The following is a 24,982-nucleotide window of genomic DNA, read 5'->3' as shown; positions in this document are numbered from 1 at the left end:
AATATTTGGAATGTTAAGACGAAAAATGATGGTAACTGGTGGGTTGCTGAAGGTGAAAATGTTCCTTTAAATTTATACACTCAAGATGAATATTTCTTTTCTGCCGATGAAGCGTACTCTTTTCATCTAGGCATAACACAAAGACTGCAAGCAAGGCATCATGATAATTTCAAACATGTCATTGATGAATTGCCTTTAGATATAGATATGCTGCGTTCCATCAGTCGTAGGCTAAATGCCTCCGCCATTGCACTGAATGATATTAACGCACCTGAAGACATACAAAGTATTGGGCTGACATGCAGAGAAAGCATGGTTGAGCTTGCCGCTCATCTTTATAAAACTCATGAAGATATCTTGAAGAAAGAAAATATTAAGGCTGCTGATTTTAAAAATATCTGCCGTATTATCATTGGATTATACGCCGCAGGGAAACGTAATTCGAGTCTTAGGAAGTACTGCCGATCGACGATCGAATCTGCATGGGATTTATCAGCGGAAACAGTACACTCTTCAAATAAAAACATTCCCGATGCAAAAATTTGCCTTTTACTTACCTGCACTGCTGTTTCATTAATTCAAAATTTATTCCTTAAGTTCATTGGTTTTGATAACGAAATAAAATGCCCTAACTGTCATAGCTTAAATAGTGAAATTTACGAGTCTGAAGAAGACAGCCAACTGCATGTAGTATGTGGAGAGTGCGGGGAAGTAGTACAAGTAATTTCAGAAGAAACAGAGGAACAACCATAGAATCTATTGTGACTTCTAAAAAGTAATAAGCCCGCCTAAAGCGGGCTATCGTCGTTAATGGTTTGCGAATGACTGTTCACGCCGTTAATACGTGGTGCATGTTTCCGCGCCGGTGCCGTCTGTGTGGCATCGCTTCGTGATCTTACCGTATTTGCCAGTGCATACCGTGTCGCCCGCCGAGTTAATCCGGCAACGTTCTGTTGTTTCGGCGAACGCGGATACCGTGAACACTGCCAGAACTACCGCTAAAAATAAACGTGCCATATTAAAAGCCCTCCGCTTTGCTTATTGCTTCACTACACCACGCATCCCAGCGTTGCCAACCGTCGACAACTGCGGCGCTCTGCATATCGATGCGTAACTTCTGGTACGTGGTCGATGTTGTATCGGCGTTCTGCGGCGTATGCGCCAGCATCAGATCGACAGTTTCACGGTCTAACTTACATTCAGTGCGCAGCAATTCAGCCCACGACCGGCGCAGGTCGTGCACGGTGCACGGTACGACTACCGGTTCGCCGTTCTCGTCTTCGTAACTGGCCATCACGTTCAGCCGGTTTAATACCAGGTTCGGTGTTGTCGCGCCGACTTCCCATAAGCGCCCGATCTCGTTGGTGGAACGCGCCAGCACCGCGCGCAGGTTACTAAGGATCGGCACTTCCTGCGGCTTGCCGTTCTTCGTGCGCTTGCCAGGGATGACCCAAATGTCGCCGCGCAGTTCCTGCCGTGCCATCTCCGTGGCTTCACGCTTACGCCGACCTGTCAGCATAATGACCCGCAGCGCGTTACCGGCATCGTTGTCGGGTAGCTGGTTGAACAGTTCGCGGAATTGTCCCGCCGTTAAGGTGGCCTGTCGTGGTTCCGTCTTCGGTGGTAATTGGTTCTTATCGATGCTGGCCTTCAGCGTTTGCGGTACGGCGATCGGCTCGTCTTGTTCGTTGGCTATACCGTGTTTGAAGCCGTAAGCGAACATGCGCGGGATAAAGCGCGCACCACGGCTTAAGGCGTTGGCCTGAACTTTGCCATCACGCTCAATCATACCGGCGCGCACGTTATTAACGATTTCCACAATGCGCCGGTAGTTCATTTCGACCGCTACCAGGTTGCCGCATACCGGCGACCAGTGCTTACGCCATAGGCGGGAAAGGTCGACCGCTGCGCCTGGCGTCCCTTCGGCGTCGATCCACTTGTTGAACAACGTGTCCATTGTCCACCGTGGGCGCTCGTCAGCCGGTTTTACTTCGTTGCGTAGCACTTGTGCCACTAGTTCGCCGTAAAGCTCGCAGGCGGTCGCATAGGCCGTTTTTGAGTTGCCTACGGTATGACGCTTGCCGCCGTGCCTGAAAAACCACGTTAGCACTTCGCTACCGGCTGGCGTGACGCGTTTAAGCAGGTATAGCCCGCCAGCGGGCGCGATGGTTTTCACTGGCTGCGTGACGGACTTTTTACCTTCAGGGATCCGCAGTCGTGCGACGTCGCGGTCGTTTTTAATCATGGCACTGTACCCCGCAGAGCAGTTGGCATACAGGGAAGGGCGTTTGCTTGTAATGGACGACATCCAGCGCAGGCGGTAAAGTATCGATCAGTTTCACAGATGCTTACCTCATTTGTGAGATTAGAAGACGCCGTTACTGTTGACGCAGTAGCGGCGTTTTTGCGTTTAAGTGGCAACCACTTAATAAACGTGTAATGAGTATATGATGCACATCGGCAAAGCATCAATGATGTAGATGCATTGAACAGTCATAATTAAACTGTAAGCACTAAAAAACCCGCTGATGCGGGCTGGATTACTGGCGGGACCGGTCGCGAATTATTGCGGGGCCGGCGTTCCATATCCGCCGATGATCATTGCGTCGCTATCCTCGTGGAATTGCAGCACCACGGCGACACCTGCGCGCACCATATCGGCGATCACGACAGCGCTTGCACCTGCCCGGACAAGCTCGCCGAGTGTGGCGGGACCAGTGTTAAGGCGTGCGGCGATTTGTTCGACGTTCATTTGTGATACCCCGTTTTTTCACCTGACATCGCGAGCAACGCCGACCGGTGACGCTGGATGGGCTTCGGTACGTTTGGATCGTCCGCTTTCATAACTTTGCCGGTGGATTTACCCGCGTCTACCTTCGAACCTGCGCGGGTCTTTGTGGCGTTGTCGCTTTGCGCACCTGGTTTACCGATGCCCTCTGGTACTGTTCCAGTTTGCGTCGACACAATGTTGATTTGACGGAAGACCAGATCCGCGACCAGCGCATCGCCGTTATCCGCGCTGCGCACGATAGAAACGTCCGCAAGCCCCATGTTTTCGTAGACTTCGTAACGCGTCGTCACGGTTACAGGGATCTTAAGTTCCGACAGCGCCTTCAGTTGGTTGTATGCGTCCGTTTAAAAAGCGGTCGGTAAAGTTGACCAGTTCGTCAACCAGGCCGCTGATGGGCGTGTTACTGATAAAGCCGGTTAACGTCAGTTCGCGCGGGTTCGGCTTAATGTTGTCGCTGATGTTGACGCTTTCTTCGACAGGAAATTCAGTAATAGTGTTCGACCAGTGATGCTGTTCGTTGTCCACACAGTCAAACGTCATGGAAGCAAGGTTCGTCCCATCGATACGGAACACGGTGTCGGACGTGTCGTTAAACAGGAAATTAACGGGCGACCACTTACGATCCCCCAGGTATTGCGTTAAGTCAGCCATAAGCGATTGTCACTTTATTGGTGAAAGAAAAAGCCGCCTTAATTGGCGGCTTCGTTGGTGTTTGTTGCAGCGGCTGCGGCGCGCTGCCGTTCTTCTCGCCGTTTCATTGCAAGGCGAATAGTGCGGGCGATCTCTGCGCGGCTGCGGCGGTAAATGTAGCGTCGTGCTGTCATGGTGGTTAGTCTCCGTGTGACTGTTTAAGCGCGGGTTAGGCGTTGCAATGCTTCGGCTAACATCATTTTTTCGACGCCGTCGACGTAGCTGTCTTCCTCTTCGTCGCTGGCGAAGTTACGGCATCCGACCTTCTCAATGAATAAATCATTCATGCGGTCGTCCAGCTTGTCGGCATCCATTGCCAGGGCTTCATGTACGCCGTTAGCCAGCAAAATGATCAGGTGGCGGCGGGCGCGTAGTTCGTTTTCGTTGACCATATTCAGCACCTTAAGCCAGTTTGTTTTTGTTGGCATACGCCGCGACCCATCCGTCTACTTCGTCGGTGCGCACTTCGGGATGGTGCTGCGCCATATAGCCAGCGAAGGCCATCTCGACGTGCGTGACACTTGCGCCGGTGTATTTATGCGGCTGGCCTGCGCTGTTCAGGATGTGGCGTTTCACTTCTACGCTGTTCTTTTGCATCAGTTTGATTCCTTCTGTTTCAGTTCAATGTGACTCAGGCCGATCAGTTCGCCATATTCATTACGCGGCATACCGGCGCTTACTTTGATGCCTCGCCGTTCTGAAGCGCGGCGAAACTCTTTAATCAGGGCATCGGGTGCGTTGCAAAGGCGGAATTTTTGACCCTCTGCGACTTTATCCGCGAACCAGCGCGCCAGTTGTGCGCAGGCTGGCGAACGTCCAGGAGGCGGCAAGACGGAACAGTCAACGATGCTGCGGATCTCGATCTCCGTTTCGTTGCTGCTGCCTGCGTCCAGTGTTACGACAGTTACGGTTTTTTGGGTGTAATCATTGGTTGGATTCCGGCGGATTGAGCGACCCTACTCACGCATCGGGGTGCGCTTTCGGGTCAAGGGTGTTTCATGATCAACGTTGACGAGAATCAACAAGGGACAAGTTACGGACAATCCAGGGACAAGTAAAGACAAAAAATAGATGCAAAACAATAACTTAACGTCCCGTAACAACTAACTGACTACCGGTAGTGGCTATGTAGTAGGCGGCGGCGTTGACTTCTCCCGCCGTGACTTTGCGTTTTAGTTCTGTCGAAATAATTTCAACCAGGAAGGGGCGCGCCTGGGCTAATGTTTCGCTCTCACCGTCGTGATAAAACACCGTCAGGCGGTCGCCCTTATTTTTAATCGCCGCAATCGTGCGCAGGACGCCAGCCACGCTGCGATCGTCTATTGTGGTGTGTGGTAGGTCGGGTAAATCCTTTTGCTCTTTCTGGGGTCCGTACGTGTGCTTATTTCCACCGCGCCCCGATAATATGCGCCCTTTGACTATCTTCCTGTTTCCAGTTGGTGCGCGGCGTTCGACGTCCTCCCACGTTGCATCGGCCTGTACGCCCGCCTGACGGTACGCGGCAGGATCCGCCGGTGTTTCATCCATGTCAGCCATCGAAGCCCGTACGCGGGCGCGCAGGGCGTCTAATTGCCGATGACGTGCCGCAGCCGCTGCGCGTTCTTCGCGTTCCTGCCTGGTTAGTCCGTTGTGCGTTTTGGTTGGGTGCGGTTGGTTGGTGTTAATGATCATGCGCCGGTGTCCTCCTTGTGCTGGCGGACGACCATTTCGCCGAATGACCAGGATGGCGCGTCGAACTCTTCCGCGTCAGCCTTCTGGTGCTGCATAAATTCACGCTTCAGGTCGTGATCTGCATATCCGGCGATCATGACTTCCCACGGCAGGAAGAACGCTTCCCAATCGGGGCCTAACACGTCGACCGGATCGCCGATATAGATTTTAAATTCGCGCAACGCTTCGACGAACTGCGGATGCATGTTCCATGTTGGTTTACCGCTGGCAAGATCCCGCTCCGCGTTCGCCGCTTCCAGGCGTTGACGGACTTTCTTAAGGCGTGCTGCTGTCGTTCCTGTTCTCATTTGCTTAACGCCTCCAGCGCGCGTCGTTCCGCTTCAGCGGCGCGAATATCGGAAAGGCGCTGCACGCAATCAAGCGCGAATTTAATGCTGTCCGGGTTAGCGCCGGTGAATAACTGCTCGACAAGGCGTTCCGTCAGACCGTCCAGATCGCTTAAGTCGACCGCGTCCATGTTGATTGGATCGATCGATGGCTTCGGCATATGCGACAGCAATGCTTTAAACACGGTTTCCGCCTTCGCGCTGGATGCCCGCTTGCCGATATCTTTAAGCAGGCCGGAAGCGTCCAGCGGCGCATCGGGGTGTTCTGCGTTGTGGTCGGCGACCCATAGCCGGATCATGCGGTCGAAGTTCATGCGACCCGCCGGTCTGCCCGCCGGATTACCCGACTGGCCTTTCTGGAATTGAGTTTTAGCCCGACCTTTAGCGGTTGACTGTTTAACAGGTTGTTTCGGCGCGCGTGGCATCGTTGTGAGTCCTTTTTTGCAGTGGTTTACGCCGTCAAGCGTACGATGGCCATCGCGGATGCCTGAAATTTGTATTTGACCTGTTAATGACCTGTTCGACCTGTTCGACCTGTTCGAAAAAGCGGAACAGGTGATGCCGGTTTTTACGGTGTCGAAGTGATGTATATGGTGAGTGACAACCGCTTATGTCGTATGCAACGGGGTACAAAGATGGCTTAAAATGTTGTCCCCTCTTAAACCCGCGTGGTTACAGGGTTTCAAGTAATGAGGGTACAAAGGGGGACAATAAGCCGTACCCCTTCAAAGCTAGACGTGACGGGGGTTTGAAGGGTAAAGGGGATAAAAAACGATTCTAAAAGGATAATAATATTTTTGAACACATTAAAACTACTGAATTAAAATACAGTGGTTTTTGGGTTTTTATATAAAAAATAATAAAATTATATAAATATTGTACCCTTTACCCATCCAGACCGCGCCAGTAGCGGGCTGTAAGGGGGACAGCGCGTTTGTACCCCATGTCCCCCGTAATCGCTGAGAGCCGTGCCAGTAGCGGGCTACAAGGGGGACAGCTACGGGGTACAAGATTTTGCGAAACCAATAAAAAACCCGCCGAAGCGGGCTTTATTACATAAATTATGCTCGCCGTAATAAGCGAATGTTTAAACCGTTTCTGATCTCCGCGCATTCAATGACGCGTTGTCGTTCCAGTGCAGCGATCGCAAGCGCGAGCGGATCTTTATAGCCGTTAATGCGCGCACGTTCTGCCGCTTCTGCAAAAACACTACGGCGCATAATCTGCTTATTTATCGCCGAAAACTTAACGCCTACCGGCGAATGCTTAATTACGTCAATTACACGTTGCTGTAACGCGGTCTGGATGTCTTCAATTTCGTTTTGCTGCGACAGTCTGGTGACGTCTTCGATGTTACGCATTACAAGTGCAAAGGCATATTTAACGTGTTCGTCGGTGACTTCCCCTTCGTCGGTAGCCAGCAACGACGCGATAGAAATTACTCGTTCATAAGCACGGCGATACAGCGCACCAACGATCGGCGCGTTACGGCGGTCGTCGTCTTCCAGGTATTCGAAGATAGTTTTTAAAAAAGCGCGCGTATTGGGCTGCACTTTTAACGACCTGCCATACGTCGTTAAATCACGAACACGATCGGCAAGTGCATCTGCGACAGTGCTGTCGACGTTTATTTCGTCTGCACGTGATCGCGCTGCTTCGTCGCCGCAGTGAAACAACAAGCCACGACCGATCAGGCCGCTTGCAATGTTGCCGTAGTCGATTACTTTTTCGAAATTACCTGGCGTGCTGCTTAACATTAAACAGACGAGCGGATCTTTAATGCCGGTGTCGACAATAGTTTGTTGCACGTCCAGCGTCGCTAATTGCTTCACCAGTCCCGTGCGTGCTTTGTGCAGGTCTTTATTGCTTTCGTCTGCGTCGATCTGCTTATCGATGCGCTCAAGACGTTTAACGGCCTTTTCGCGCGCCGTGTTGATCAGTGCGTTCACTTCGCGTTTATGCGTACCCGACAGCGTGTACAGTTTCGCCGTAGCCATTGCCAGGATAAGCGGGCCAATAGATTTAGTGTACTGAGAAGAACCTTTGTCGTTAATGCTGCCGATCAGGTCGTGGGCTTCGTCAACGACGTACAGCGCTTTTCCATCGGCGTCCAGGGCGTTCATTATCATGTCTTTGTCAGTACGCGGACGGTTAAACAGGTGCGCCGTTTTACTGATACGTAGCAACACGTCGCTGATAAAACTTTGTGCCGCGTCTTTACCGGCTGCGGATTCGGCGATCGTGATCGTGATAATGTTCATCTTTGCGCCGTTAAGCGATTTGCGCTTACCGATCCCTGCGGCGATAGCCATTAGCTGAAGCGCTGCCGGAATTGCCGCCCATCGTAACGGTCGCATGTTACGTGCTTCGATAGCGTCGACAATTTCGCCCGCCAGCCCTGGCGGGTTCATCAGATCGACAGATCGCCAGTTGGCGACGTCTAAACGGTAGCTGTTACCGGCTACTTTTTTGCCCGCAACGACAGCGGCACAGTGCGCTTCAGCTTCGGCGATTGCTTCTTCCAGGCTGCGATCGCTTTCTTCTTTCAGGCGGTTGTCATTTGTCCCGTTATTCGGTACAATTTTTAAAGCTGGTTTAGCACGCGGCATACAGGCCCCTTGTTGTTAAACTACGCGTTTTAGACCGATTAAAAAAAGCTCGTCTGGCAGGACGGGCTTTTTTATTTCCCTTGTGATTCATGCTGCACGGCCTCTTTCCTGTTTTTGGTTCACCATCTCACTGCGCGCCAGCGCCCAGGCATCGATCGCGACATCCAGCCAATGCGGGCGTGATGGGGTGAGTTGAACAGGTTTAGGGAATGTCGGATCAGTCTTGATAATGTAATCGACGTTGGTTCTACCTACCCCGATACGATGTGCGACTTCAGTTTTATTTAAAAACACGTTAGTTACCTCTATGAGCATATTTACGTGTTTTTAGTATGGGCATCGCATTTCACTAAGGCAATAACTTTTTCATTTAAATCAATATGTTACGGGATGTCTATTATCTCTTTTTCTAACCAATTCTGGTACTTAGCGATCGCATCAGTAACCATTTTTTGTAGTGTTTCAGGTTGATATGTGGTCGCGATAGCGCTCGCTTGGCTCTTTGCACCTTTGACGTGGTTTAAAATTAGATCCGCCTCAATAAACGTTAACCCGCTCCCTGGTTCGTTCAGTTCATCGCTAGCCGACAATTGCGAAGCAGTGCGACGCAAATCATGTACCGTCATTTCGGCGTTACCGCAGGCCGCGCGCATTTCCGGCAAGCGGTGATTAATCGCCGACGAACTGATTCCGAAAATAAAACCACCGTCAACGCATCTGCGTGCCGCTTCGAATATCTCTTCCATTGCTGGACTGATCGGCACGTTGAGCGGAAAACCTGTTTTAGTACGTGAACCAGGGATCCGCCATAAGCCCGCATCCTCGTCGACTTCCTCCCATCGCCCGCCGACGACTTCACCTTTACGCAATGGTGCACAGATAAGCATACGTGCAGCCAGATGTGCAGGCCTGGTTTCGTCTTCGCACAAATACCGCCATAATGCGCGAAGCTGGTCTTTTTCCAGGTAGTTCGTGCGCGGCTGTCGCGACCGTTCAAGCTCGGTGTTATTTTTGCCTAACAGTTTTTGCAGCGTCATAAGCGTTTCAAACGCTTCTATATCGAACTGGCTTTCCAGGTAGTGGCGCAGTGCTAACAGAATGTCGCGCAGTTTTTTAGCGCTGTTTACGCTGTGCTTTTCGGCGACGGTACGGATCAGACTGTGAGCACTGGCGCGCGTGAAGTTTTCGATCGTGGTTTCGCCGTAAGCCGACAAGCGGTTACAATACTTTTGCCAGGTACAAACGTATGTTTTAACCGTTGAATCAGCAGGCGCAAAAGCAGGATTATTAATATAAGCGCGGAATAGGGCGTTAAGATCGTGCGGAACGGTGATCGCTTCTGTCCTTGCGTCAATACCGCGCGTCATGTTGGTCATGATTTCCCGATGGCGCTCCTGTGCAGCCGCAAGCGTCCAGGACGTGCGCGGGCCAATTGATATGTCCTTACCATCTCGGCGGGTGATATAGCTGCCAGTGACGCCGCCGGAAGAAGTACGACGTAAAACCAGCGAAAGACCCGTCAACGCGCCGTTTAGTACAGAGATCCGCATTACATTTTTATCGGCGGGTAGTGTTAGTGCGTCAACCTGGGATTGTTTAGTGATTTTCTTTGGTGCTTTCATTTCAATTACCCAATTTTTGAGAATGTACCCATTTAAGCACCCAGATAAATGCACGTAAATATGTTTTTAAAAGTTTATAAGTGCCTGTGTATCCCGTAACAGATGCGGTTTATCATATGGCGTACAACCTGATCTGGATAATGCCAGCGTAGGGAAGTCTGACACTGCTCGTGTCCCTTCTTCGCGCGGGCAGGAGCTGAACCATGCAGCCTGACCTGCACAGCCGCACACTCGCGGCTCACACCTTACACCAATTTAGAACGCTTTCCCCTCTCACACATTGCATGACCAACGAGGTCGTGCAAAGCTTTACGGCCAATACGCTGCTGGCGCTGGGCGCATCACCTGCAATGGTAATCGAGCCCGAGGAAGCCAGTCAGTTCGCGTCTATTGCCAGTGCATTACTGATTAATGTCGGCACCTTAACCCGGGAACGGGCTACGGCGATGCGCGCCGCAGTTGAGCGGGCACAACTTGCTAAAACTCCGTGGACGCTCGATCCCGTTGCCGTGGGGGCGCTGGAGTTTCGTCGTCGCTTCTGTCTGGATTTGTTGGCGCTACAGCCTGCAGCTATCCGCGGCAACGCTTCGGAAATACTGGCTCTGGCGGGTATGAACGGCGGGGGACGCGGCGTGGATACGACCGATACGGCAGCCGCTGCGCTTCCCGAAGCGCAGGCACTGGCTCGTCAGGTTGGGACCATTGTCGTGGTTACCGGCGAAATTGACTATGTCACCGATGGTCAGCGTACCGTCTGCGTGAACGGGGGTGACCCGTTGATGACGCGCGTGGTGGGCACCGGATGCGCGCTGTCGGCGGTCGTTGCGGCCAGTTGCGCCCTGCACGGTGACCGGCTTGATAACGTCGCCTCCGCCTGTAGCTGGATGAAACAGGCCGGACAAATAGCCACTCGACAATCAACCGGACCGGGCAGTTTTGTCCCGGCATTTATTGACGCCCTCTATAACCTGAACGCGCAGGAGCAACTATGAAACGGATTAACGCATTAACGATTGCCGGAACCGATCCAAGCGGTGGTGCGGGTATTCAGGCCGATTTAAAAACGTTCTCGGCGCTTGGCGCTTACGGCTGCTCGGTTATCACGGCGTTGGTGGCGCAAAATACGCGCGGGGTGCAGTCGGTGTATCGCATTGAACCTGACTTTGTCGCCGCGCAGCTGGATTCGGTGTTCAGTGATGTGCGTATCGACACCACTAAAATCGGTATGCTGGCGGAAACGGATATTGTTGAAGCGGTCGCCGAACGTTTGCGTCGCCATCGGGTGCAAAATGTCGTGCTGGATACCGTGATGCTGGCGAAAAGCGGCGATCCGTTGCTGTCTCCTTCGGCGGTTGAAACTCTGCGTACCCATTTGCTGCCGCAGGTTTCGATTATCACCCCAAATTTACCCGAAGCTGCGGCGCTGCTCGGGGCTCCCCATGCGCAGACTGAGCAGGAGATGTTAGAGCAGGGAAGGGCGCTGCGGGCGCTGGGTTGCGAGGCGGTGTTGATGAAAGGCGGTCATCTGGAGGATGCGCAAAGCCCCGACTGGCTCTTTACCCGTGATGGCGAGCAGCGTTTTACCGCGCCAAGGGTGATGACCAAAAATACCCACGGTACTGGCTGTACGCTATCGGCGGCACTGGCGGCGCTGCGTCCGCGCCATGACAACTGGGCACAGACAGTGCAGGAAGCTAAGTTGTGGCTTTCAGCGGCATTGGCGCAGGCCGACACCCTGGAAGTCGGTGAGGGAATTGGTCCGGTGCATCATTTCCACGCGTGGTGGTAATGAGTATACTGGCTGCAGAAACAGCTGCAGGAAAAAGATAAATGGAACAAGCGCATACCCAGCTTATCGCGCAACTGAATGAACGTATTTCCGCGGCAGATAACACGCCGCTGTATATGAAATTTGCGCAAACGGTGAAAAACGCTGTGCGTAGCGGGATTCTGGAGCATGGAAACATCCTGCCCGGCGAGCGCGATCTCAGCCAGTTGACCGGCGTTTCGCGAATTACGGTTCGTAAGGCGATGCAGGCTTTGGAAGAAGAAGGCGTCGTGACGCGCGCCCGCGGTTACGGGACGCAAATCAATAACATCTTCGAGTATTCGCTAAAAGAAGCGCGTGGTTTTTCACAGCAGGTGGTGTTGCGCGGTAAAAAACCAGATACGCTGTGGGTTAACAAGCGGATTGTGCCTTGCCCGGAAGATGTAGCGCAGCAGCTGGCTGTTGCCACGGGGAGTGACGTCTTCTTGCTCAAGCGCATTCGCTACGTAGATGAAGATGCGGCTTCTATTGAAGAGTCATGGGTTCCTGCCCATCTAATTCATGACGTGGATGCCATCGGCGTTTCACTGTATGACTATTTTCGCAGCCAGTATATTTTCCCGCAGCGCACGCGCTCACGTGTCAGTGCCCGAATGCCTGACGCAGAATTCCAGGCGCACATTCAAATGGACAGCAAAGTGCCGGTGCTGGTGATCAAGCAGGTAGCGCTTGACCAGCAGCAACGGCCTATTGAATACAGCATCAGCTATTGTCGAAGCGATCTATACGTGTTTGTGTGCGAGGAGTAACGCCTCGCGCGTAGGGGCGCAATCGCCCCCGCGATGCCCTACCACCCAGGACGCCACGGCGTTTCCAAGCAGTACCGCGTCAGCCAGCGACCAGCCAGACGCCAGTCCCGCCAGCATGCCGCCAGCGTGGCTGTCACCAGCGCCAATGGTATCAACGACCGCTGTCGCAAATGCCGGTATGCAACCGGAAGTTTGCGTGCTGAAATACCACGCACCGTCTTTATCGTGGCGTACCACCACCGGTGTGGCAAAACGTTGCACCCATTGTGCGCCAAAACCTTCTATATCCTGGCTTAATGCAAACCGCTCGGCGGCAATTTCCGCCTCCTGCCGATTGAGCGATACCAGTGGACGGCAGGCCATAATTCTTGCCAGTAAGGGCTCGGGAATGTCGCCGATGCGTGGGCCAAAATCGATAAACGGCGTCACTTCCTCCAGCTCTTCCAGCCAATGCACCAGCAACTCACCACACGGAGAGGCTAACTGATAGCCCGAGAGATAAACCAGGCTGTGACGTGGGATCTCCAGCTGTGCCAGCCAGTCAGCGTTCCACTGATTTTCGACGCCACTAAAGGACATAAAGGTACGTTCGCCATCCGGCTCGACCAGAGCCAGGCACCAGCCGTTATCGCCTGGGGCGTTATCGATCAGGCTGTGCAGTCCCTCTTTTGCCATCCGGTTGCGGATAATATCGGCCCACACCCCCTGACCCAGCGGTAAAGCATTACTGGCGTCGATACCTAACCGCTTGAGTGCTACGGCAATATTGAGCGCGCAGCCGCCAACGTTCACCCCTTGCTGTTTGAGTTCAATGTCACATCCGCGCCAGGGAAGGGCATACGCATCGGCAATGACATCAATCACCGCCGCACCCACCACCGTAACGGGTCGCTGTGTGCGTAACTGCGGGAGAAGTTGTTGCAGACGCGTGGTGCTCATAGTGCCTCCCGCTGCTCGCGCAGTCGCATCAATCCACTGGCGTAGCGGATAAAGTCCAGCTGATTTACCGCATCGAGCTCATGTTTCAATGCCGGATTAATCGCACTTACGCCGTGGAGCGCGCCACAAATGGCGGTTGCCATCGCCCCGATGGTGTCGGTATCGCCCCCGAGGTTCGCACACAGAATGGCGCAGCGGTTAGGATCGGTCTGCGCCAGCTCAACCATAGCGATGGCGCAAGGCACGGATTCAATGGTGCTGGTTCCGGCCCCTACAACCTGATACAACTGCTCGCAGGCAGACTCAATGCCGTCAGCGTTACGGACAATTTTCAGCGCCAGTTCAAGGCGTGCAGAGAGCGATGCGCTAAAGGTAGTGATCCTTTTTTGCTGCGCATGCCGGGCAATGGCTGGCAGCGCGTCGACAATCTCTGACCATTTTCCGCCGTCGATAGCGCGTGATACCGCCCATGCGACCACCACTGCGCCAGCGATAGCCAAATCCGATTTATGCGTCGGGCTGGAGGCTAATGCCACATCATCGATAAAGGCATCGAGATCGCGCGCGGGGAGCAGACATCCCAGCGGTGAAACGCGCATTGCCGCTCCGTTGGTAACGCCGTTATTTTCCAGTTCGGCGACAGGTTTGCCGTCGCGAATGGCTTTTAGCGCAATTTTTGAGGTCGGGCCGAGCACGTTTTTATTAAAAGCATCAAAACGTTCGGCCCAGGCCAGAATATTGCGGCCAATAACGTCGGGTACAATCTCTCCGTCGCACTCAAGCAGGGCATCAGCCAGACACAGCGCCATGGAGGTGTCATCAGTGAACTCCGCCTGGTTAAAATAGCAGGCGGCATTATTCTCCGCAGGGCCGGGTAAAAAACGGTCGATCCAACCGAAATGGGCTTTAACCCGGGTTCTGGGCCACAGTTCCGACGGCATACCCATCGCATCCCCTAACGCCTGCCCATAAAGAGCACCGAGAATACGTTCTGCTTTCATTTTACTTCCCCTTGTTTCAACGCTACATCGCGATCGTCCACCTTAATGGCGGTGATTTCTTTATCTGACTCGCGAAAGAAAATCATAAACATTACGGCAATGACGGCGATCATGACCGCGCCAAATCCCCACATGCCAGCCCAGTTAAAGGTAAGACCATTCACCGGTTCCTGATAAGCAAACATTTTTTCCATCATCACGCCGCCCAGACGATAACCGAGCAGGCTACCGAATCCCTGACAGCAGAGGGTGATAAGCCCTTGCGCCGCGGTGCGCATATGTACGGGCGCTTTTTTATCGACATAAATGTAGGCTGTGACGTAGTAGAAGTCGTAACTGACGCCGTGCAGCAGAATGCCGAGAAACAGCAGAGCGTAAGTGAAATATTCTTCCGCGCCGCCGTAAACGAAAAATCCGTAGCGGATAGCCGCAGTAATAAGACCAAGCAGCAATACCTTTTTAATGCCAAAGCGTTTGGTGAAAAACGGTAGCGCTAGCATAAAGAAGATTTCAGAGAACTGGCCCAGCGTCATCCAGCCGGTGGCGTTTTTCATCCCGACTTCTGTCAGATAACCGTTGGCGAAGATGTAATAGAACGCCAGCGGCATCGCGAACAGAAAAGAGCAAAAGAAAAAGACGAGGAAGTTCTTATCCCGCAGCAGGATCAGCGCATCCAGACCCAGCATGACCTTGAAATCCATTTTGCCGGTACTTTTCGGCGGTGTATCCGGTAAAAAGAACGCAAAGACGCCCAACAGAGCCGAGCTTCCGGCAGTGATTAGCAGAGGAATATTGGTAGGGGAGATGTCACTATAGCCAAGCATTTGCGGTAAGAAACCGCAGGCCAAACCAGAGGCGATCCAGCCAATGGTCCCCATCACACGGATGCGCGGGAAATCACGTTCAACGTCACTGACATTGGCAAAAGCGATACTGTTAGTCAGCGCAATCGTCGGCATATAGGTCAACGAATAGGCCAGTAACAGTGGGAAAAATCCGCTGAAGGTGGTTTGCTGGGCGGCGAAGTACATCAAAATAGCGCCGACGAACATCAGCACCGCCAGCACTTTTTGCGCGGAGAAAAAACGGTCAGTGACAGAACCGACCAGGATGGGCGACAGGATCGCAGCAATCGCGGTACAGGCGTAGGACCAGCCGATCTCCCCGGCGCTAAAGCCACTTTTACTCAGCCACAGCCACAGCGGTACAAACCAGGCGCCCCAGATAAACCACTCTATAAACATCATGAACGACAGCTTAACTGTAGTTTTCATCTTTAAATCCTTCATGACAGGTAAGGTACGCACTGATAGTACCATTCGATAATACCTTTAAAATACCTTTGAGGTCTAAATTTGACCGCCTTAACATTATTTCTTCCTGAATCGAGCCAGCAGAAGTTGCTGAAAAGTGCGCTAAAGATGGAAAAAAACGCAGTCGGTACCAGGCTTATTGCTGCCCGCAACAAAGCGGGTCAGGACAATCCACATTCCGGTTTCAAATCGGAACTTACGGGAGCATAGCTATGACTGATATTGCGCAGTTGCTTGGCAAAGATGCCGACAACCTTTTACAGCATCGTTGTATGACCATTCCTTCTGACCAACTTTACCTGCCTGGACATGATTACGTCGATCGCGTGATGGTGGATAACAACCGTCCGCCAGCGGTGCTGCGTAATATGCAAACGCTGTATAACACGGGCCGACTGGCTGGGACAGGTTATCTGTCAATTCTACCGGTGGATCAGGGCGTGGAACACTCCGCGGGGGCATCGTTTGCGGCTAACCCGCTGTACTTTGATCCGAAGAATATTGTGGAACTGGCTATCGAAGCAGGGTGTAACTGCGTGGCATCGACCTATGGCGTGCTGGCTTCCGTCTCCCGTCGCTACGCGCACCGCATTCCGTTTCTTGTAAAAATTAACCACAACGAAACGCTGAGCTACCCCAATACGTTTGACCAGACGCTGTATGCCAGCGTAGAACAGGCATTCAATATGGGCGCGGTTGCGGTAGGGGCAACCATCTATTTCGGTTCAGAGGAGTCCCGTCGCCAGATTGAAGAGATTTCTGCGGCGTTCGAGCGCGCTCATGAACTGGGGATGGTCACCGTGCTATGGGCGTATCTGCGTAACTCCGCGTTTAAAAAAGATGGCGTGGATTACCATGTTTCCGCCGATCTCACCGGGCAGGCTAACCATCTGGCAGCCACTATCGGGGCGGATATCGTTAAGCAGAAAATGGCGGAAAATAACGGCGGGTATAAAGCAGTCAACTTTGGCTACACCGACGATCGCGTTTACAGCAAGCTGACCAGCGACAACCCAATCGATCTGGTGCGTTATCAACTGGCGAACTGCTATATGGGGCGCGCCGGATTAATTAACTCTGGCGGTGCGGCTGGCGGCGAAACCGATCTGAGCGATGCGGTACGTACGGCGGTGATTAACAAACGTGCTGGCGGCATGGGGCTGATTCTTGGACGAAAAGCATTCAAGAAAACCATGGCTGACGGCGTTAAGCTGATTAACGCCGTGCAGGATGTTTATCTGGACAGCAAAGTCACCATTGCCTGATCCCAGTTGGGGTGTCGTCGTGTTAACGCAGTAGCGGACAACCCGGCGGCAGTCTGCAACGTAGCGCTGCCGGCAGGATTTCAATATGAAATTCTTGTCCGCTAAGCGGTTCGCCATCGAGATTAAACGTAATTTCATGCGGGGCGCGGATATCAAACCACGATGATGCGCCTTCGATGATGTTAGGGTTGTCTTCGGATTGCGTTAACGCCGAAAGCAGCCCTGGCAGCAGCTCTTCGCCGGTAAAAATACGCAGTTGCAGCAGACCATCGTTGATCAGCGCCGTCGGGCAAAGCTGTTGCCCACCACCGGCCTGACGACCATTACCGATACCAATGACCAGCGCCTTACCCTGCCAGTGAAAATCTTCCCCACGAATGTCACAGATGTCGGGTTTGAGCGTATCCATGCGCATTAATCCGTGAATAAAGTACGATACGCCACCTAATGCGGCCTTGAGTTTTTCTGGCGTCTCGGTGGTGATGCGTGTGCCGAAGCCGCCGGTCGCCATATTGATAAAACAGGTTTTATCATTGACCTGAACCATATCGATATCAGTCGCATTTCCGGCGATAGCCAGTTTTAACGCCTTATCAAGGGCGTCGGGTATGCCTACGCTGGTTGCAAAATCATTCGCCGTTCCCAACGGTAAAATACCGAGCGCCGGGATATTGCCGCCCTGCGACTGGATCAGCGCCGTCGAGACTTCGTTAATTGTGCCGTCGCCGCCGCCGGCAATCACCGTTGCAACGCCTAACTGGCGAGCTTCATCAACGTAGCGTTGGGCGTCGCCTTTTTCCCAGGTAACGCGAACATGGATTTCCACGCCTTCATCGCGTAGCTCTGCAATGACATCACGCAGGGGGAGATTATCAGCACTTTTTCCGTTGAGGATCAGTAAACTGGCAGGGAACGCTATCATCCGTTTGCCTCACTTTTTTTCGTTTTAACAAGTGTACGCCAGGAATGGGTTTATGGCGTAAGAACTGACTGAAAGCGAAGGCGAAGAGATAAAAAAAGCCGCAGAATGCGGCTTTTCAGATTGGGTGGACGTTACTGTGGGAACCACTGATCGCTGATTTTTTGGTACGTGCCGTCAGCTTTGATTGCGGCCAGCGCGCTATTCAGTTTTTCCAGCAGGGCTTTGTTATCCGGGCGAACCGCAATACCAAGACCAGTACCGAAGTATTGTGGGTCGGTCACTTTGTCAGTGGCTACGCCTAACTGCGGGTTGGTTTTCAGCCACTCGTTAACCACGGCGGTATCGCCAAATACGCCATCAATACGACCATTTTTCAGGTCGATAATCGCATTCTGATAGCTGTCGTAGGCCACGGTTTTCACTTCAGGGTGTTTGTCCTGCAGGTATTTCTGGTGCGTGGTGCCGTTTTCCATGCCAATGCGTTTCCCTTTCAGGTCGGCAAAGGTTTTATAGGTGTCTTTTTTCGCAATCACCAGCGCGGAGTTTGCATAGTAAGGCTGAGTAAATGCCACCTGCTTGCTACGCTCTGGCGTGATGTCCATTCCGGAAATCACCGCATCATATTTTTTGAATTTCAGCGCGGGAATCAAGCTATCAAAAGCATGATTGGTGAAAGTACAGTCAGCTTGCATTTGTTTGCACAGTGCCGTTGCCAGGTCGATGTCAAAACCGACAATTTTATTGCTTGCATCCAGTGACTCAAATGGCGGATAAGTTGCTGATACACCGAAACTAATTTTATCAGCAGCTGAGGCGCCAGCGGCGAAAGTAGCAAGTAATGCGGCCAGTACTAACTTTTTCATGGTGGAACTCCCGTCTGTCAATCTTATGATTATTTACCGTGTCTGCGGCGTGAATTAACAATGCCATTTAATGAATTTATATGCAATAAAAATGATTAACTATTTTTTCTGATATAAAAAAAGACGGACAATTTAGGTTGTTGTCCGTCTTTTTTATTTTGGCTTTATGCATATTCACCGGAGAGTGTACAACGGAAGATGAATCGTAGCCTGATAAGCGTAGCGCCATCAGACATAAAAACCGATTTAATTCCGGTGTTCAAACGCCAGCGCTTTACGTTCGATCAAGCGCATCATCAGCGTCAGCAAACCGTTGACGATCAGGTAAATCACACCCGCCGCGCCGAAAACCATGACGTCATAAGTGCGACCGTACAGCAGCTGACTATAGCCCATGACTTCCATCAGCGTGATGGTGTATGCCAGTGAGGTACTTTTAAACACCAGCACCACTTCGTTGGAATACGAGGAGAGGGCGCGTTTAAAGGCGTACGGCAACAGAATCGCCAGCGTATCCTTCTTACTCATCCCCAACGCTCCACAGGACTGCCACTGGCCTTCCGGGATTGCGCGGATAGCACCGTAGAACAGTTGAGTGGTATAAGCCGCACTGTTTAACGATAGCGCAATTAAGGCGCACAGCCACGGTTCAGAGAGCAGGTGCCACAGTACCGGATACTCCTGTAGCGTCGGGAACTGCCCTGGCCCGTAGTAGATCAGGAAGATTTGCACCAGCAGCGGAGTACCGGTAAACAACGTGATATAGGCGCGAACCAACCAGACCACAATCGGCGTTTTTAGCGTCAGGATGACGGTGAAAACCAGCGCCAGCACCAGAGCAACCACGATGGAGGCGACCGTCAGCGTCAGGCTGGTATGCAGCCCTTTTAACAATTCAGGTAAATACTCAAGCATCAGCCTGGTCTCCGCTCAAATCGTGTCGCGCGCAGGTCAATGCGTTTGAGAATGTACTGACTCACCAGCGTAATCACCAGGTAAATAGCCGCCGCCACAATGTACCAGGTAAACGGCTCCTGGGTACGGGTGGCAATGCTTTTGGTTTGCAGCATCAGATCGTTCACGCTGATAAGGCTGACCAGCGCGGTATCTTTCAGCAATACCAGCCACTGGTTACCCAGTCCCGGCAGAGCGTGGCGCCACATCTGCGGCATCACCAGGCGGAAGAAGATCGCGCCTTTAGACAAACCCAACGCCTGACCTGATTCCCATTGTCCGAGTGGTACGGCCTTCAGCGCGCCACGCAGCGTTTGCGACGCGTAAGCCGCATACAGCAATGACAGCGCAATCACACCGCACAGGAACGGGCTGACGTCAAAGTTTTCGATCTGCATCTGAACCGGGATTTGTACAAACCCGAGATTGATCGTAAAGCCATCGGCCAGCGTCAGCAGCAGCTGTGAAGAGCCGAAATAGATGAACAGAACCACCAGAATTTCCGGCAGACCACGCAGGATGGTGACCAGAGCTGAACCCGTCCATGCCACTGGACGCCATTTTACTGACTCCCAGACGGCAAAAAACATGGCGAGCGCGAGGCCAATAATCAGCGCACAAACGGCAAGGCCGACGGTCATCCCGGCGGCGCTTGCTAAAGGAAAAAATTCATTCATCAAGTATTACTTCTGGAACCATTTGTTGTAGATGGTCTCGTAAGTCCCATCTTTCTTCACTTTTTCCAGCGCAGCGTTAAATTTCTGCTGCAGCTCGGTATTGCCCTGGCGCACAGCGATGCCCAGACCCGTACCGAAGTAATCTTTATCCGTCACTTTGTCGCCAACAGCGGCCAGCTTTGGATTGTCTTTCAGCCATTCGGTCACCACTGCGGTATCACCAAATACGCCGTCAATACGACCATTTTGCAGATCGAGTTTGGCATTCTGGTAGCTGTCATACGGTACGGTGGTCACTTCCGGATGTTTATCCATGATGAATTTCTGGTGCGTAGTACCGTTTTGTACACCGACTTTTTTGCCTTTCAACTGGTCAATGCTGGTGTATTTACCCTGTTGACCAACAAACAGGGCAGAGTTGTCGTAATACGGGGTGGTGAACAGAACCTGTTTTTCACGCTCTGGCGTGATGTCCATACCGGCCATCACCGCGTCAAAACGACGGAATTTCAGGCTCGGGATCAGGCTGTCGAAGGCCTGATTGGTGAAGGTACAGGTCGCGTCAATCTCTTTACACAGCGCATTCGCCAGATCAACGTCAAACCCTACGATTTTGTTATTCGCATCAATAGATTCAAACGGAGGATAAGACGCTTCGGTGGCGAAACGGATGGTTTGGGCTGCGGTAGCGGAAAGGCTAAAACCTGCGATTAGCGCGGCAATCAGAACTTTTTTCATTGTATTGTCCCGAATCTTAGTGAGAGAGATAGTTTTTAAACGCTTCGGTTTGCGGGTTGGCAAAGCAGCTCGCATCCCCAAACTCGACGATATGACCGTTTTCCATATACACCACACGGCTGGCCGTTTTACGTGCAACTTCCACTTCGTGGGTGACGATCACCTGAGTAATGTTAGTTTCCGCCAGTTCACGAATGATGCTGACGATTTGGGCAGTAATTTCCGGATCAAGCGCTGCGGTAGGTTCATCAAACAGCAGCACCTGCGGCTCCATCATCAACGCACGGGCAATGGCCACACGCTGTTGCTGGCCACCGGAGAGATGCAGTGGGTAGCGATCGCTGTACGGCTTCAGGCGCAGACGTTCCAGCAATTTTTCGGCACGCGCCAGCGCTTGATCTTTTGTCAGACCCAGTACGCGGCAGGGCGCTTCAATCAGATTCTGCACAACCGTGAGATGCGGCCAAAGGTTGTATTGCTGGAAGACCATGCCCACGTTCTGACGCAGCTCCCGAATGGCTTTGTCTGATGGGGTCTTCGTGAAGTCGAAACGGTTTCCCGCAATAGAGAGTGTGCCCGAGCGCGGCATCTCAAGCAGGTTGAGTACGCGCAGCAGCGAGCTTTTCCCGGCTCCACTTGGGCCAAGTAACACCAGTGTTTCACCCTGAGGGCAATCCAGCGTGATATCGAACAGCGCCTGATGTGCGCCGTAGAAGCAGTTAATGCCGTTTAATTGAATACTCATTGACACTCGATACTGGCAGTCTGATAGCTATTGAAGCCGCAGATACTACCTTTGACAGAATAGTTATGCAATATTTATGCGTTAAAAGTTAAATGCAAACCGCATTCTTATCTAAACATAGCACAAAATAGCGGGGCCACCAGTGGGCAAGAATAATTGTCGGCATTCTATGCAGAATGCCAGACAATTTATGGGGGTTATGATTCAGGCGGGTGAATGGGGCGGTTAGCGGTTTTCGACAGACTGGCGCAGCGTCCCGGCTGGCGCGTGTACGCTGCCGCCCAGATAGCGGACATCGTCAATTACCCAGCACTGGCCTTCGCGGATCATCAGCACTTCATCACGCCAGCTTTGGTCACCCTGTTTAAGCTCTACGCGCAGCGGAATGTTGCGTGCATCACTATTCGGAATGGTCGATGCGCTGGCGACGCTGGCACTGTCCGGTAACGTAGCGCGACTAGAGAACGGATCGCTGTTAAACAGATCGCGATGCGCGTTATCACGGCTGGCATCGTTCAGCAGTTTCGCCAGGTTGTCGCTGAGGTACGGACGAAGGGGAGTAATGTCATTGTTTCGGTGCTGAATACGGTAATCATAGAATTGTTGAGCCACGCTGTCTGGCCCGCCTTCTACGCAAGAGCCGCTACGCGTGCCGTTATCTTTGTAGGCCGGCGTTACGGTAGTACAGGCGCTGAGAAGTAGTGCACATGGAACCAGCAGAGAGAGTTTCGAGTAGCGCATAATGATTTCCTTATTAGCTTTCTACTATTAGTGTTCTACGTTGATTTACATGTCATACTTCAAGTTGCTTGTGCGTTGGCTACGTGCGTTCACCCCAGTCACATAGTTATCTATGCTCCTGGGGATTCACTCTCTTGCCGCCTTCCTGCAACTCGAATTATTTTGTGTAAAGAATATATCCTTTCAATGATAGTGGATCGGTTCGATAATGCTTTAGAGATCGTGCTCTTAGCGCAAAAAGGAGATTAACCATGCAGTTTTCGACAACCCCTACGCTGGAAGGGCAGAGCATCGTGGAATACTGCGGTGTTGTGACTGGCGAAGCCATTTTAGGCGCGAATATCTTCCGCGATTTCTTCGCCGGCATTCGCGATATCGTCGGCGGTCGCTCCGGCGCGTATGAAAAAGAGCTGCGTAAAGCGCGTGAAATTGCTTTTCAGGAGCTTGGTGAACAGGCAAAAGCGCTCGGTGCTGATGCGGTAGTCGGTATCGATATCGATTACGAAACCGTAGGCAAAGACGGTAGCATGCTGATGGTGAGCGTCAGCGGCACCGCGGTGAAAACTCGCCGATGAAGCGTCTGCTGTCTCTGCTGGCATTAACGCTGCTGCTGGTAGGATGTGCTGGCGAAAAAGGGATTGTCGACAAAGACGGGTATCAGTTAGATACCCGTCGTCAGGCGCAGGCTGCTTACCCGCGCATTAAAGTGCTGGTTATCCATTACACGGCCGATGATTTCGACTCTTCTCTGGCTACGCTGACCGATAAAAACGTCAGCTCGCACTATCTGATCCCGGCAGTGCCGCCGCTCTACCACGGCAAACCGCGTATCTGGCAACTGGTGCCGGAAAAAGATCTGGCCTGGCATGCGGGGATTAGCTTTTGGCGCGGCGCTACGCGAATTAACGATACCTCGATCGGCATTGAGCTGGAAAACCGCGGCTGGCAAAAATCGGCGGGCAGCAAGTATTTTGCGCCGTTTGAACCCGCGCAAATTCAGGCGCTAATCCCTTTGGCGAAAGATATTATTGCCCGCTATGACATAAAACCGCAGAACGTGGTGGCCCATGCGGATGTCGCACCGCAGCGCAAGGACGATCCAGGTCCACTGTTTCCATGGGAAGAACTGGCCGCTCAGGGAATTGGCGCGTGGCCGGATGCTCAGCGGGTGGCGTTTTATCTTGCCGGGCGAGCGCCCGATACACCGGTAGAAACCTCATCATTGCTCGATCTGCTGTCGCGCTATGGTTATGAGGTAAAACCTGAAATGACGCCGCGTGAACAGCGGCGGGTGATTATGGCCTTCCAGATGCACTTCCGCCCGACGTTGTGGAACGGCGTGGCGGATGCAGAAACTCAGGCGATTGCCGAAGCGTTACTGGAGAAATACGGGCAGGGTTAACGCGGCAGCTTGCCGTGGTCACGCAGCCAGGCCGCGGTACGCTCAATCCCTTCATCCAGCGTCACAACGGGCTGATAGCCTAATTCTTCCTGAGCCCGGGTGGTATCCAGCGTAAAATCAAAATTCAGCTTCGAGACGCCGTAATGCGTAAGCTTTGGCTCTTTCGCGGATTTATTGCCTAACCGCTCCATGCTGCGGGCAATCATGTCCAGCATCGGGTAGGGTACGGAGCGGATACGGCAATCAATATTCAGCTCGTCGATGAGTTTCTGCACAATACTGCGCAGGGTGCGATGCTCGCCGTTGGTAATGTTGTACGCGCGACCCGACGGCAGATTATCGCAGGCTTGCTGACTTGCCAGCCACATCGCGTGCACCGCATTCTCGTAGTAGGTCATATCCACCAGCGCACTTCCGCCGTGCGGCAACAGGATGCTGCCGTAGTGGTACATCATATGGGCCAGGCGCGGGATAAAGACTTTATCGTGTGGTCCGAACAAGCTTTGCGGACGCAATACCGTAAAACGGGTCTGCGGGTTGGCCTGTGTCAGCAACGCAATCACATCTTCGCCAGCCGCTTTACTGCGGGCGAATTCATTGGCGAAGCGTTGGGGGCGGAAGTCCTCTTTGATATCGCGATGGTGGTGATAATCAAAATAGAGCGACGGTGATGAGATATGAATGAAGTTACGAACGCCCCAGGCCACGGCCCACTCGCCCAGACGGCGGGTTGCGCGAACGTTGGCCAGATCGAAGGCTTCCTGAGTTCCCCATGGTGAGGTAAAACTGGAGCAGTGCCACAGCGTATCGATACCGGCGAGCATCACTTTTGCCTGCGAAGAGACCAGCTCGGTCAAATCGGCATGCACAAACTCTGCGCCCATTTTCTCCAGCAGCTTGCCCATCGCTTCGTTGCGACCGGTAGCTCTGACGCTGACGCCTTTGCTGCATAAAAACTCAACCGCGTTTCGGCCTAAGCCGCTGGTGGCTCCGGTAACCAGTACCTTCATATCAATCCACTGTGTTTAAAAAACGTCGTGCGCATTCTTCCGTGAATTTCGTCTGTATGCAATGGG

General features: G+C 52.6%; 31 protein-coding genes. 7 read left to right on the top strand and 24 right to left on the bottom strand.

All coding sequences use genetic code 11. From position 1 onward, the window contains the following. Window positions 1-207 precede the first annotated feature (207 nt). Window positions 208-753: a TFIIB-type zinc ribbon-containing protein gene (locus OGV38_RS02825; protein ID WP_286472918.1), complete on the top strand. Its 546-nt coding sequence runs from the start codon at window positions 208-210 to the stop codon at window positions 751-753. A 265-nt stretch (window positions 754-1,018) separates the two neighbouring features. Here the strand turns inward: OGV38_RS02825 and OGV38_RS02820 are convergent, their stop codons facing one another. The 13 genes from OGV38_RS02820 to OGV38_RS02760 all read right to left on the bottom strand — a co-directional run bounded on the left by OGV38_RS02820 (window position 1,019) and on the right by OGV38_RS02760 (window position 9,769). Next, window positions 1,019-2,245, bottom strand: coding sequence for a site-specific integrase (locus OGV38_RS02820; protein ID WP_104446717.1), 1,227 nt, complete (start codon window positions 2,243-2,245; stop codon window positions 1,019-1,021). A gap of 318 nt (window positions 2,246-2,563) precedes the next feature. Continuing rightward, complete coding sequence (locus OGV38_RS02815) at window positions 2,564-2,752, bottom strand: hypothetical protein (protein WP_104446716.1); 189 nt, start codon at window positions 2,750-2,752, stop codon at window positions 2,564-2,566. Beyond that, entirely contained in the window at window positions 2,749-3,081 is a 333-nt protein-coding gene (locus OGV38_RS02810; RefSeq protein ID WP_286472916.1) for a phage baseplate protein, read from the bottom strand. Before OGV38_RS02810 ends, OGV38_RS02815 begins: the two co-directional genes overlap by 4 nt. Before the next feature lie 13 nt (window positions 3,082-3,094). Next, the gene (locus tag OGV38_RS02805; RefSeq protein ID WP_286472915.1) at window positions 3,095-3,442 is read right to left on the bottom strand and encodes a phage baseplate protein; all 348 of its coding nucleotides are present in this window, start codon (window positions 3,440-3,442) and stop codon (window positions 3,095-3,097) included. A gap of 38 nt (window positions 3,443-3,480) precedes the next feature. Beyond that, the gene (locus OGV38_RS02800) at window positions 3,481-3,615 is read right to left on the bottom strand and encodes a hypothetical protein (RefSeq protein ID WP_254922078.1); all 135 of its coding nucleotides are present in this window, start codon (window positions 3,613-3,615) and stop codon (window positions 3,481-3,483) included. Window positions 3,616-3,639: 24 nt separating this feature from the next. After that, the gene (locus OGV38_RS02795) at window positions 3,640-3,909 is read right to left on the bottom strand and encodes a hypothetical protein (RefSeq protein WP_141195438.1); all 270 of its coding nucleotides are present in this window, start codon (window positions 3,907-3,909) and stop codon (window positions 3,640-3,642) included. Next, window positions 3,884-4,078, bottom strand: coding sequence for a hypothetical protein (locus OGV38_RS02790; protein ID WP_094762019.1), 195 nt, complete (start codon window positions 4,076-4,078; stop codon window positions 3,884-3,886). The genes OGV38_RS02795 and OGV38_RS02790 overlap by 26 nt, the downstream gene beginning before the upstream one ends. Window positions 4,079-4,567: 489 nt before the next feature. Then, window positions 4,568-5,152, bottom strand: coding sequence for a hypothetical protein (locus OGV38_RS02785; protein WP_094762021.1), 585 nt, complete (start codon window positions 5,150-5,152; stop codon window positions 4,568-4,570). After that, the gene (locus OGV38_RS02780) at window positions 5,149-5,499 is read right to left on the bottom strand and encodes a hypothetical protein (protein WP_181521124.1); all 351 of its coding nucleotides are present in this window, start codon (window positions 5,497-5,499) and stop codon (window positions 5,149-5,151) included. The genes OGV38_RS02785 and OGV38_RS02780 overlap by 4 nt, the downstream gene beginning before the upstream one ends. Then, window positions 5,496-5,963 (bottom strand): DUF5681 domain-containing protein, encoded by a 468-nt coding sequence (locus OGV38_RS02775; RefSeq protein ID WP_094762023.1) that lies wholly within the window; start codon window positions 5,961-5,963, stop codon window positions 5,496-5,498. The genes OGV38_RS02780 and OGV38_RS02775 overlap by 4 nt, the downstream gene beginning before the upstream one ends. Before the next feature lie 636 nt (window positions 5,964-6,599). Further along, window positions 6,600-8,147, bottom strand: coding sequence for a hypothetical protein (locus tag OGV38_RS02770; protein ID WP_128361326.1), 1,548 nt, complete (start codon window positions 8,145-8,147; stop codon window positions 6,600-6,602). A gap of 87 nt (window positions 8,148-8,234) precedes the next feature. After that, the gene (locus OGV38_RS02765) at window positions 8,235-8,441 is read right to left on the bottom strand and encodes a helix-turn-helix transcriptional regulator (protein ID WP_159162431.1); all 207 of its coding nucleotides are present in this window, start codon (window positions 8,439-8,441) and stop codon (window positions 8,235-8,237) included. Window positions 8,442-8,530: 89 nt separating this feature from the next. Beyond that, window positions 8,531-9,769, bottom strand: a complete 1,239-nt coding sequence (locus tag OGV38_RS02760) for a tyrosine-type recombinase/integrase (RefSeq protein WP_181547901.1) — start codon at window positions 9,767-9,769, stop codon at window positions 8,531-8,533. A 203-nt stretch (window positions 9,770-9,972) separates the two neighbouring features. Between OGV38_RS02760 and thiM the strand changes: the two genes are divergently transcribed. From thiM to OGV38_RS02745, 3 genes are read left to right on the top strand one after another with little or no spacing between them, the layout of a single operon-like run. Beyond that, on the top strand, window positions 9,973-10,761 hold the full coding sequence (thiM, locus tag OGV38_RS02755) for a hydroxyethylthiazole kinase (protein ID WP_181521126.1): 789 nt from the start codon (window positions 9,973-9,975) through the stop codon (window positions 10,759-10,761). After that, complete coding sequence (gene thiD / locus OGV38_RS02750; protein ID WP_016156956.1) at window positions 10,758-11,558, top strand: bifunctional hydroxymethylpyrimidine kinase/phosphomethylpyrimidine kinase; 801 nt, start codon at window positions 10,758-10,760, stop codon at window positions 11,556-11,558. The genes thiM and thiD overlap by 4 nt, the downstream gene beginning before the upstream one ends. Before the next feature lie 41 nt (window positions 11,559-11,599). Beyond that, window positions 11,600-12,346, top strand: coding sequence for a GntR family transcriptional regulator (locus tag OGV38_RS02745; RefSeq protein ID WP_181521127.1), 747 nt, complete (start codon window positions 11,600-11,602; stop codon window positions 12,344-12,346). On the opposite strand, the gene OGV38_RS02740 is transcribed toward OGV38_RS02745, so the two are convergent. Genes OGV38_RS02740 through OGV38_RS02730 form a run of 3 tightly spaced genes read right to left on the bottom strand, consistent with a single transcriptional unit; the run spans window position 12,320 to window position 15,560 of the window. Beyond that, window positions 12,320-13,285: a PfkB family carbohydrate kinase gene (locus tag OGV38_RS02740; RefSeq protein WP_153647017.1), complete on the bottom strand. Its 966-nt coding sequence runs from the start codon at window positions 13,283-13,285 to the stop codon at window positions 12,320-12,322. The two genes, OGV38_RS02745 and OGV38_RS02740, sit on opposite strands and share 27 nt — an antisense overlap. Continuing rightward, complete coding sequence (locus OGV38_RS02735; RefSeq protein ID WP_019077202.1) at window positions 13,282-14,286, bottom strand: ADP-ribosylglycohydrolase family protein; 1,005 nt, start codon at window positions 14,284-14,286, stop codon at window positions 13,282-13,284. Before OGV38_RS02735 ends, OGV38_RS02740 begins: the two co-directional genes overlap by 4 nt. After that, complete coding sequence (locus OGV38_RS02730) at window positions 14,283-15,560, bottom strand: nucleoside permease (RefSeq protein WP_049269027.1); 1,278 nt, start codon at window positions 15,558-15,560, stop codon at window positions 14,283-14,285. The genes OGV38_RS02735 and OGV38_RS02730 overlap by 4 nt, the downstream gene beginning before the upstream one ends. A gap of 251 nt (window positions 15,561-15,811) precedes the next feature. Here OGV38_RS02730 and fbaB point away from each other — a divergent pair, with 251 nt between their 5' ends. Next, window positions 15,812-16,864: a class I fructose-bisphosphate aldolase gene (gene fbaB / locus OGV38_RS02725; RefSeq protein ID WP_016153672.1), complete on the top strand. Its 1,053-nt coding sequence runs from the start codon at window positions 15,812-15,814 to the stop codon at window positions 16,862-16,864. 22 nt (window positions 16,865-16,886) lie between these two features. Here the strand turns inward: fbaB and yegS are convergent, their stop codons facing one another. From yegS to OGV38_RS02690, 7 genes are all read right to left on the bottom strand, one after another. Beyond that, the gene (gene yegS / locus OGV38_RS02720) at window positions 16,887-17,786 is read right to left on the bottom strand and encodes a lipid kinase YegS (RefSeq protein WP_016156953.1); all 900 of its coding nucleotides are present in this window, start codon (window positions 17,784-17,786) and stop codon (window positions 16,887-16,889) included. Window positions 17,787-17,917: 131 nt separating this feature from the next. Then, window positions 17,918-18,649: an arginine ABC transporter substrate-binding protein ArtJ gene (gene artJ, locus OGV38_RS02715; RefSeq protein WP_016153670.1), complete on the bottom strand. Its 732-nt coding sequence runs from the start codon at window positions 18,647-18,649 to the stop codon at window positions 17,918-17,920. Between the two features lie 246 nt (window positions 18,650-18,895). Continuing rightward, window positions 18,896-19,564 (bottom strand): arginine ABC transporter permease ArtM, encoded by a 669-nt coding sequence (gene artM, locus OGV38_RS02710; RefSeq protein ID WP_016153669.1) that lies wholly within the window; start codon window positions 19,562-19,564, stop codon window positions 18,896-18,898. After that, complete coding sequence (gene artQ / locus OGV38_RS02705; protein ID WP_181521129.1) at window positions 19,564-20,280, bottom strand: arginine ABC transporter permease ArtQ; 717 nt, start codon at window positions 20,278-20,280, stop codon at window positions 19,564-19,566. The genes artM and artQ overlap by 1 nt, the downstream gene beginning before the upstream one ends. A 6-nt stretch (window positions 20,281-20,286) precedes the next feature. After that, window positions 20,287-21,018: an arginine ABC transporter substrate-binding protein ArtI gene (gene artI, locus OGV38_RS02700; RefSeq protein WP_003027298.1), complete on the bottom strand. Its 732-nt coding sequence runs from the start codon at window positions 21,016-21,018 to the stop codon at window positions 20,287-20,289. Window positions 21,019-21,034: 16 nt separating this feature from the next. Then, a complete protein-coding gene (artP, locus tag OGV38_RS02695; RefSeq protein WP_016156950.1) occupies window positions 21,035-21,763 on the bottom strand; it encodes an arginine ABC transporter ATP-binding protein ArtP in 729 nt (242 codons plus the stop codon). Between the two features lie 225 nt (window positions 21,764-21,988). After that, complete coding sequence (locus tag OGV38_RS02690) at window positions 21,989-22,504, bottom strand: lipoprotein (RefSeq protein ID WP_019077200.1); 516 nt, start codon at window positions 22,502-22,504, stop codon at window positions 21,989-21,991. Between the two features lie 251 nt (window positions 22,505-22,755). Here OGV38_RS02690 and OGV38_RS02685 point away from each other — a divergent pair, with 251 nt between their 5' ends. Together OGV38_RS02685 and OGV38_RS02680 are read left to right on the top strand one after the other, a co-directional pair. Beyond that, the gene (locus tag OGV38_RS02685; RefSeq protein WP_001160725.1) at window positions 22,756-23,079 is read left to right on the top strand and encodes a heavy metal-binding domain-containing protein; all 324 of its coding nucleotides are present in this window, start codon (window positions 22,756-22,758) and stop codon (window positions 23,077-23,079) included. Continuing rightward, a complete protein-coding gene (locus tag OGV38_RS02680; protein WP_016156948.1) occupies window positions 23,076-23,906 on the top strand; it encodes an N-acetylmuramoyl-L-alanine amidase in 831 nt (276 codons plus the stop codon). The genes OGV38_RS02685 and OGV38_RS02680 overlap by 4 nt, the downstream gene beginning before the upstream one ends. Here OGV38_RS02680 and OGV38_RS02675 read toward each other — a convergent pair. Beyond that, the gene (locus OGV38_RS02675) at window positions 23,903-24,916 is read right to left on the bottom strand and encodes a 3-beta-hydroxysteroid dehydrogenase (protein WP_016153664.1); all 1,014 of its coding nucleotides are present in this window, start codon (window positions 24,914-24,916) and stop codon (window positions 23,903-23,905) included. The genes OGV38_RS02680 and OGV38_RS02675 overlap by 4 nt on opposite strands. Window positions 24,917-24,982: the final 66 nt, after the last annotated feature.

This window comes from Citrobacter sp. Cb080 (assembly GCF_030334745.1).
Taxonomy (GTDB): Bacteria; Pseudomonadota; Gammaproteobacteria; order Enterobacterales; family Enterobacteriaceae; genus Citrobacter; species Citrobacter braakii.
This window is presented reverse-complemented; position numbering and strand designations above follow the sequence as displayed.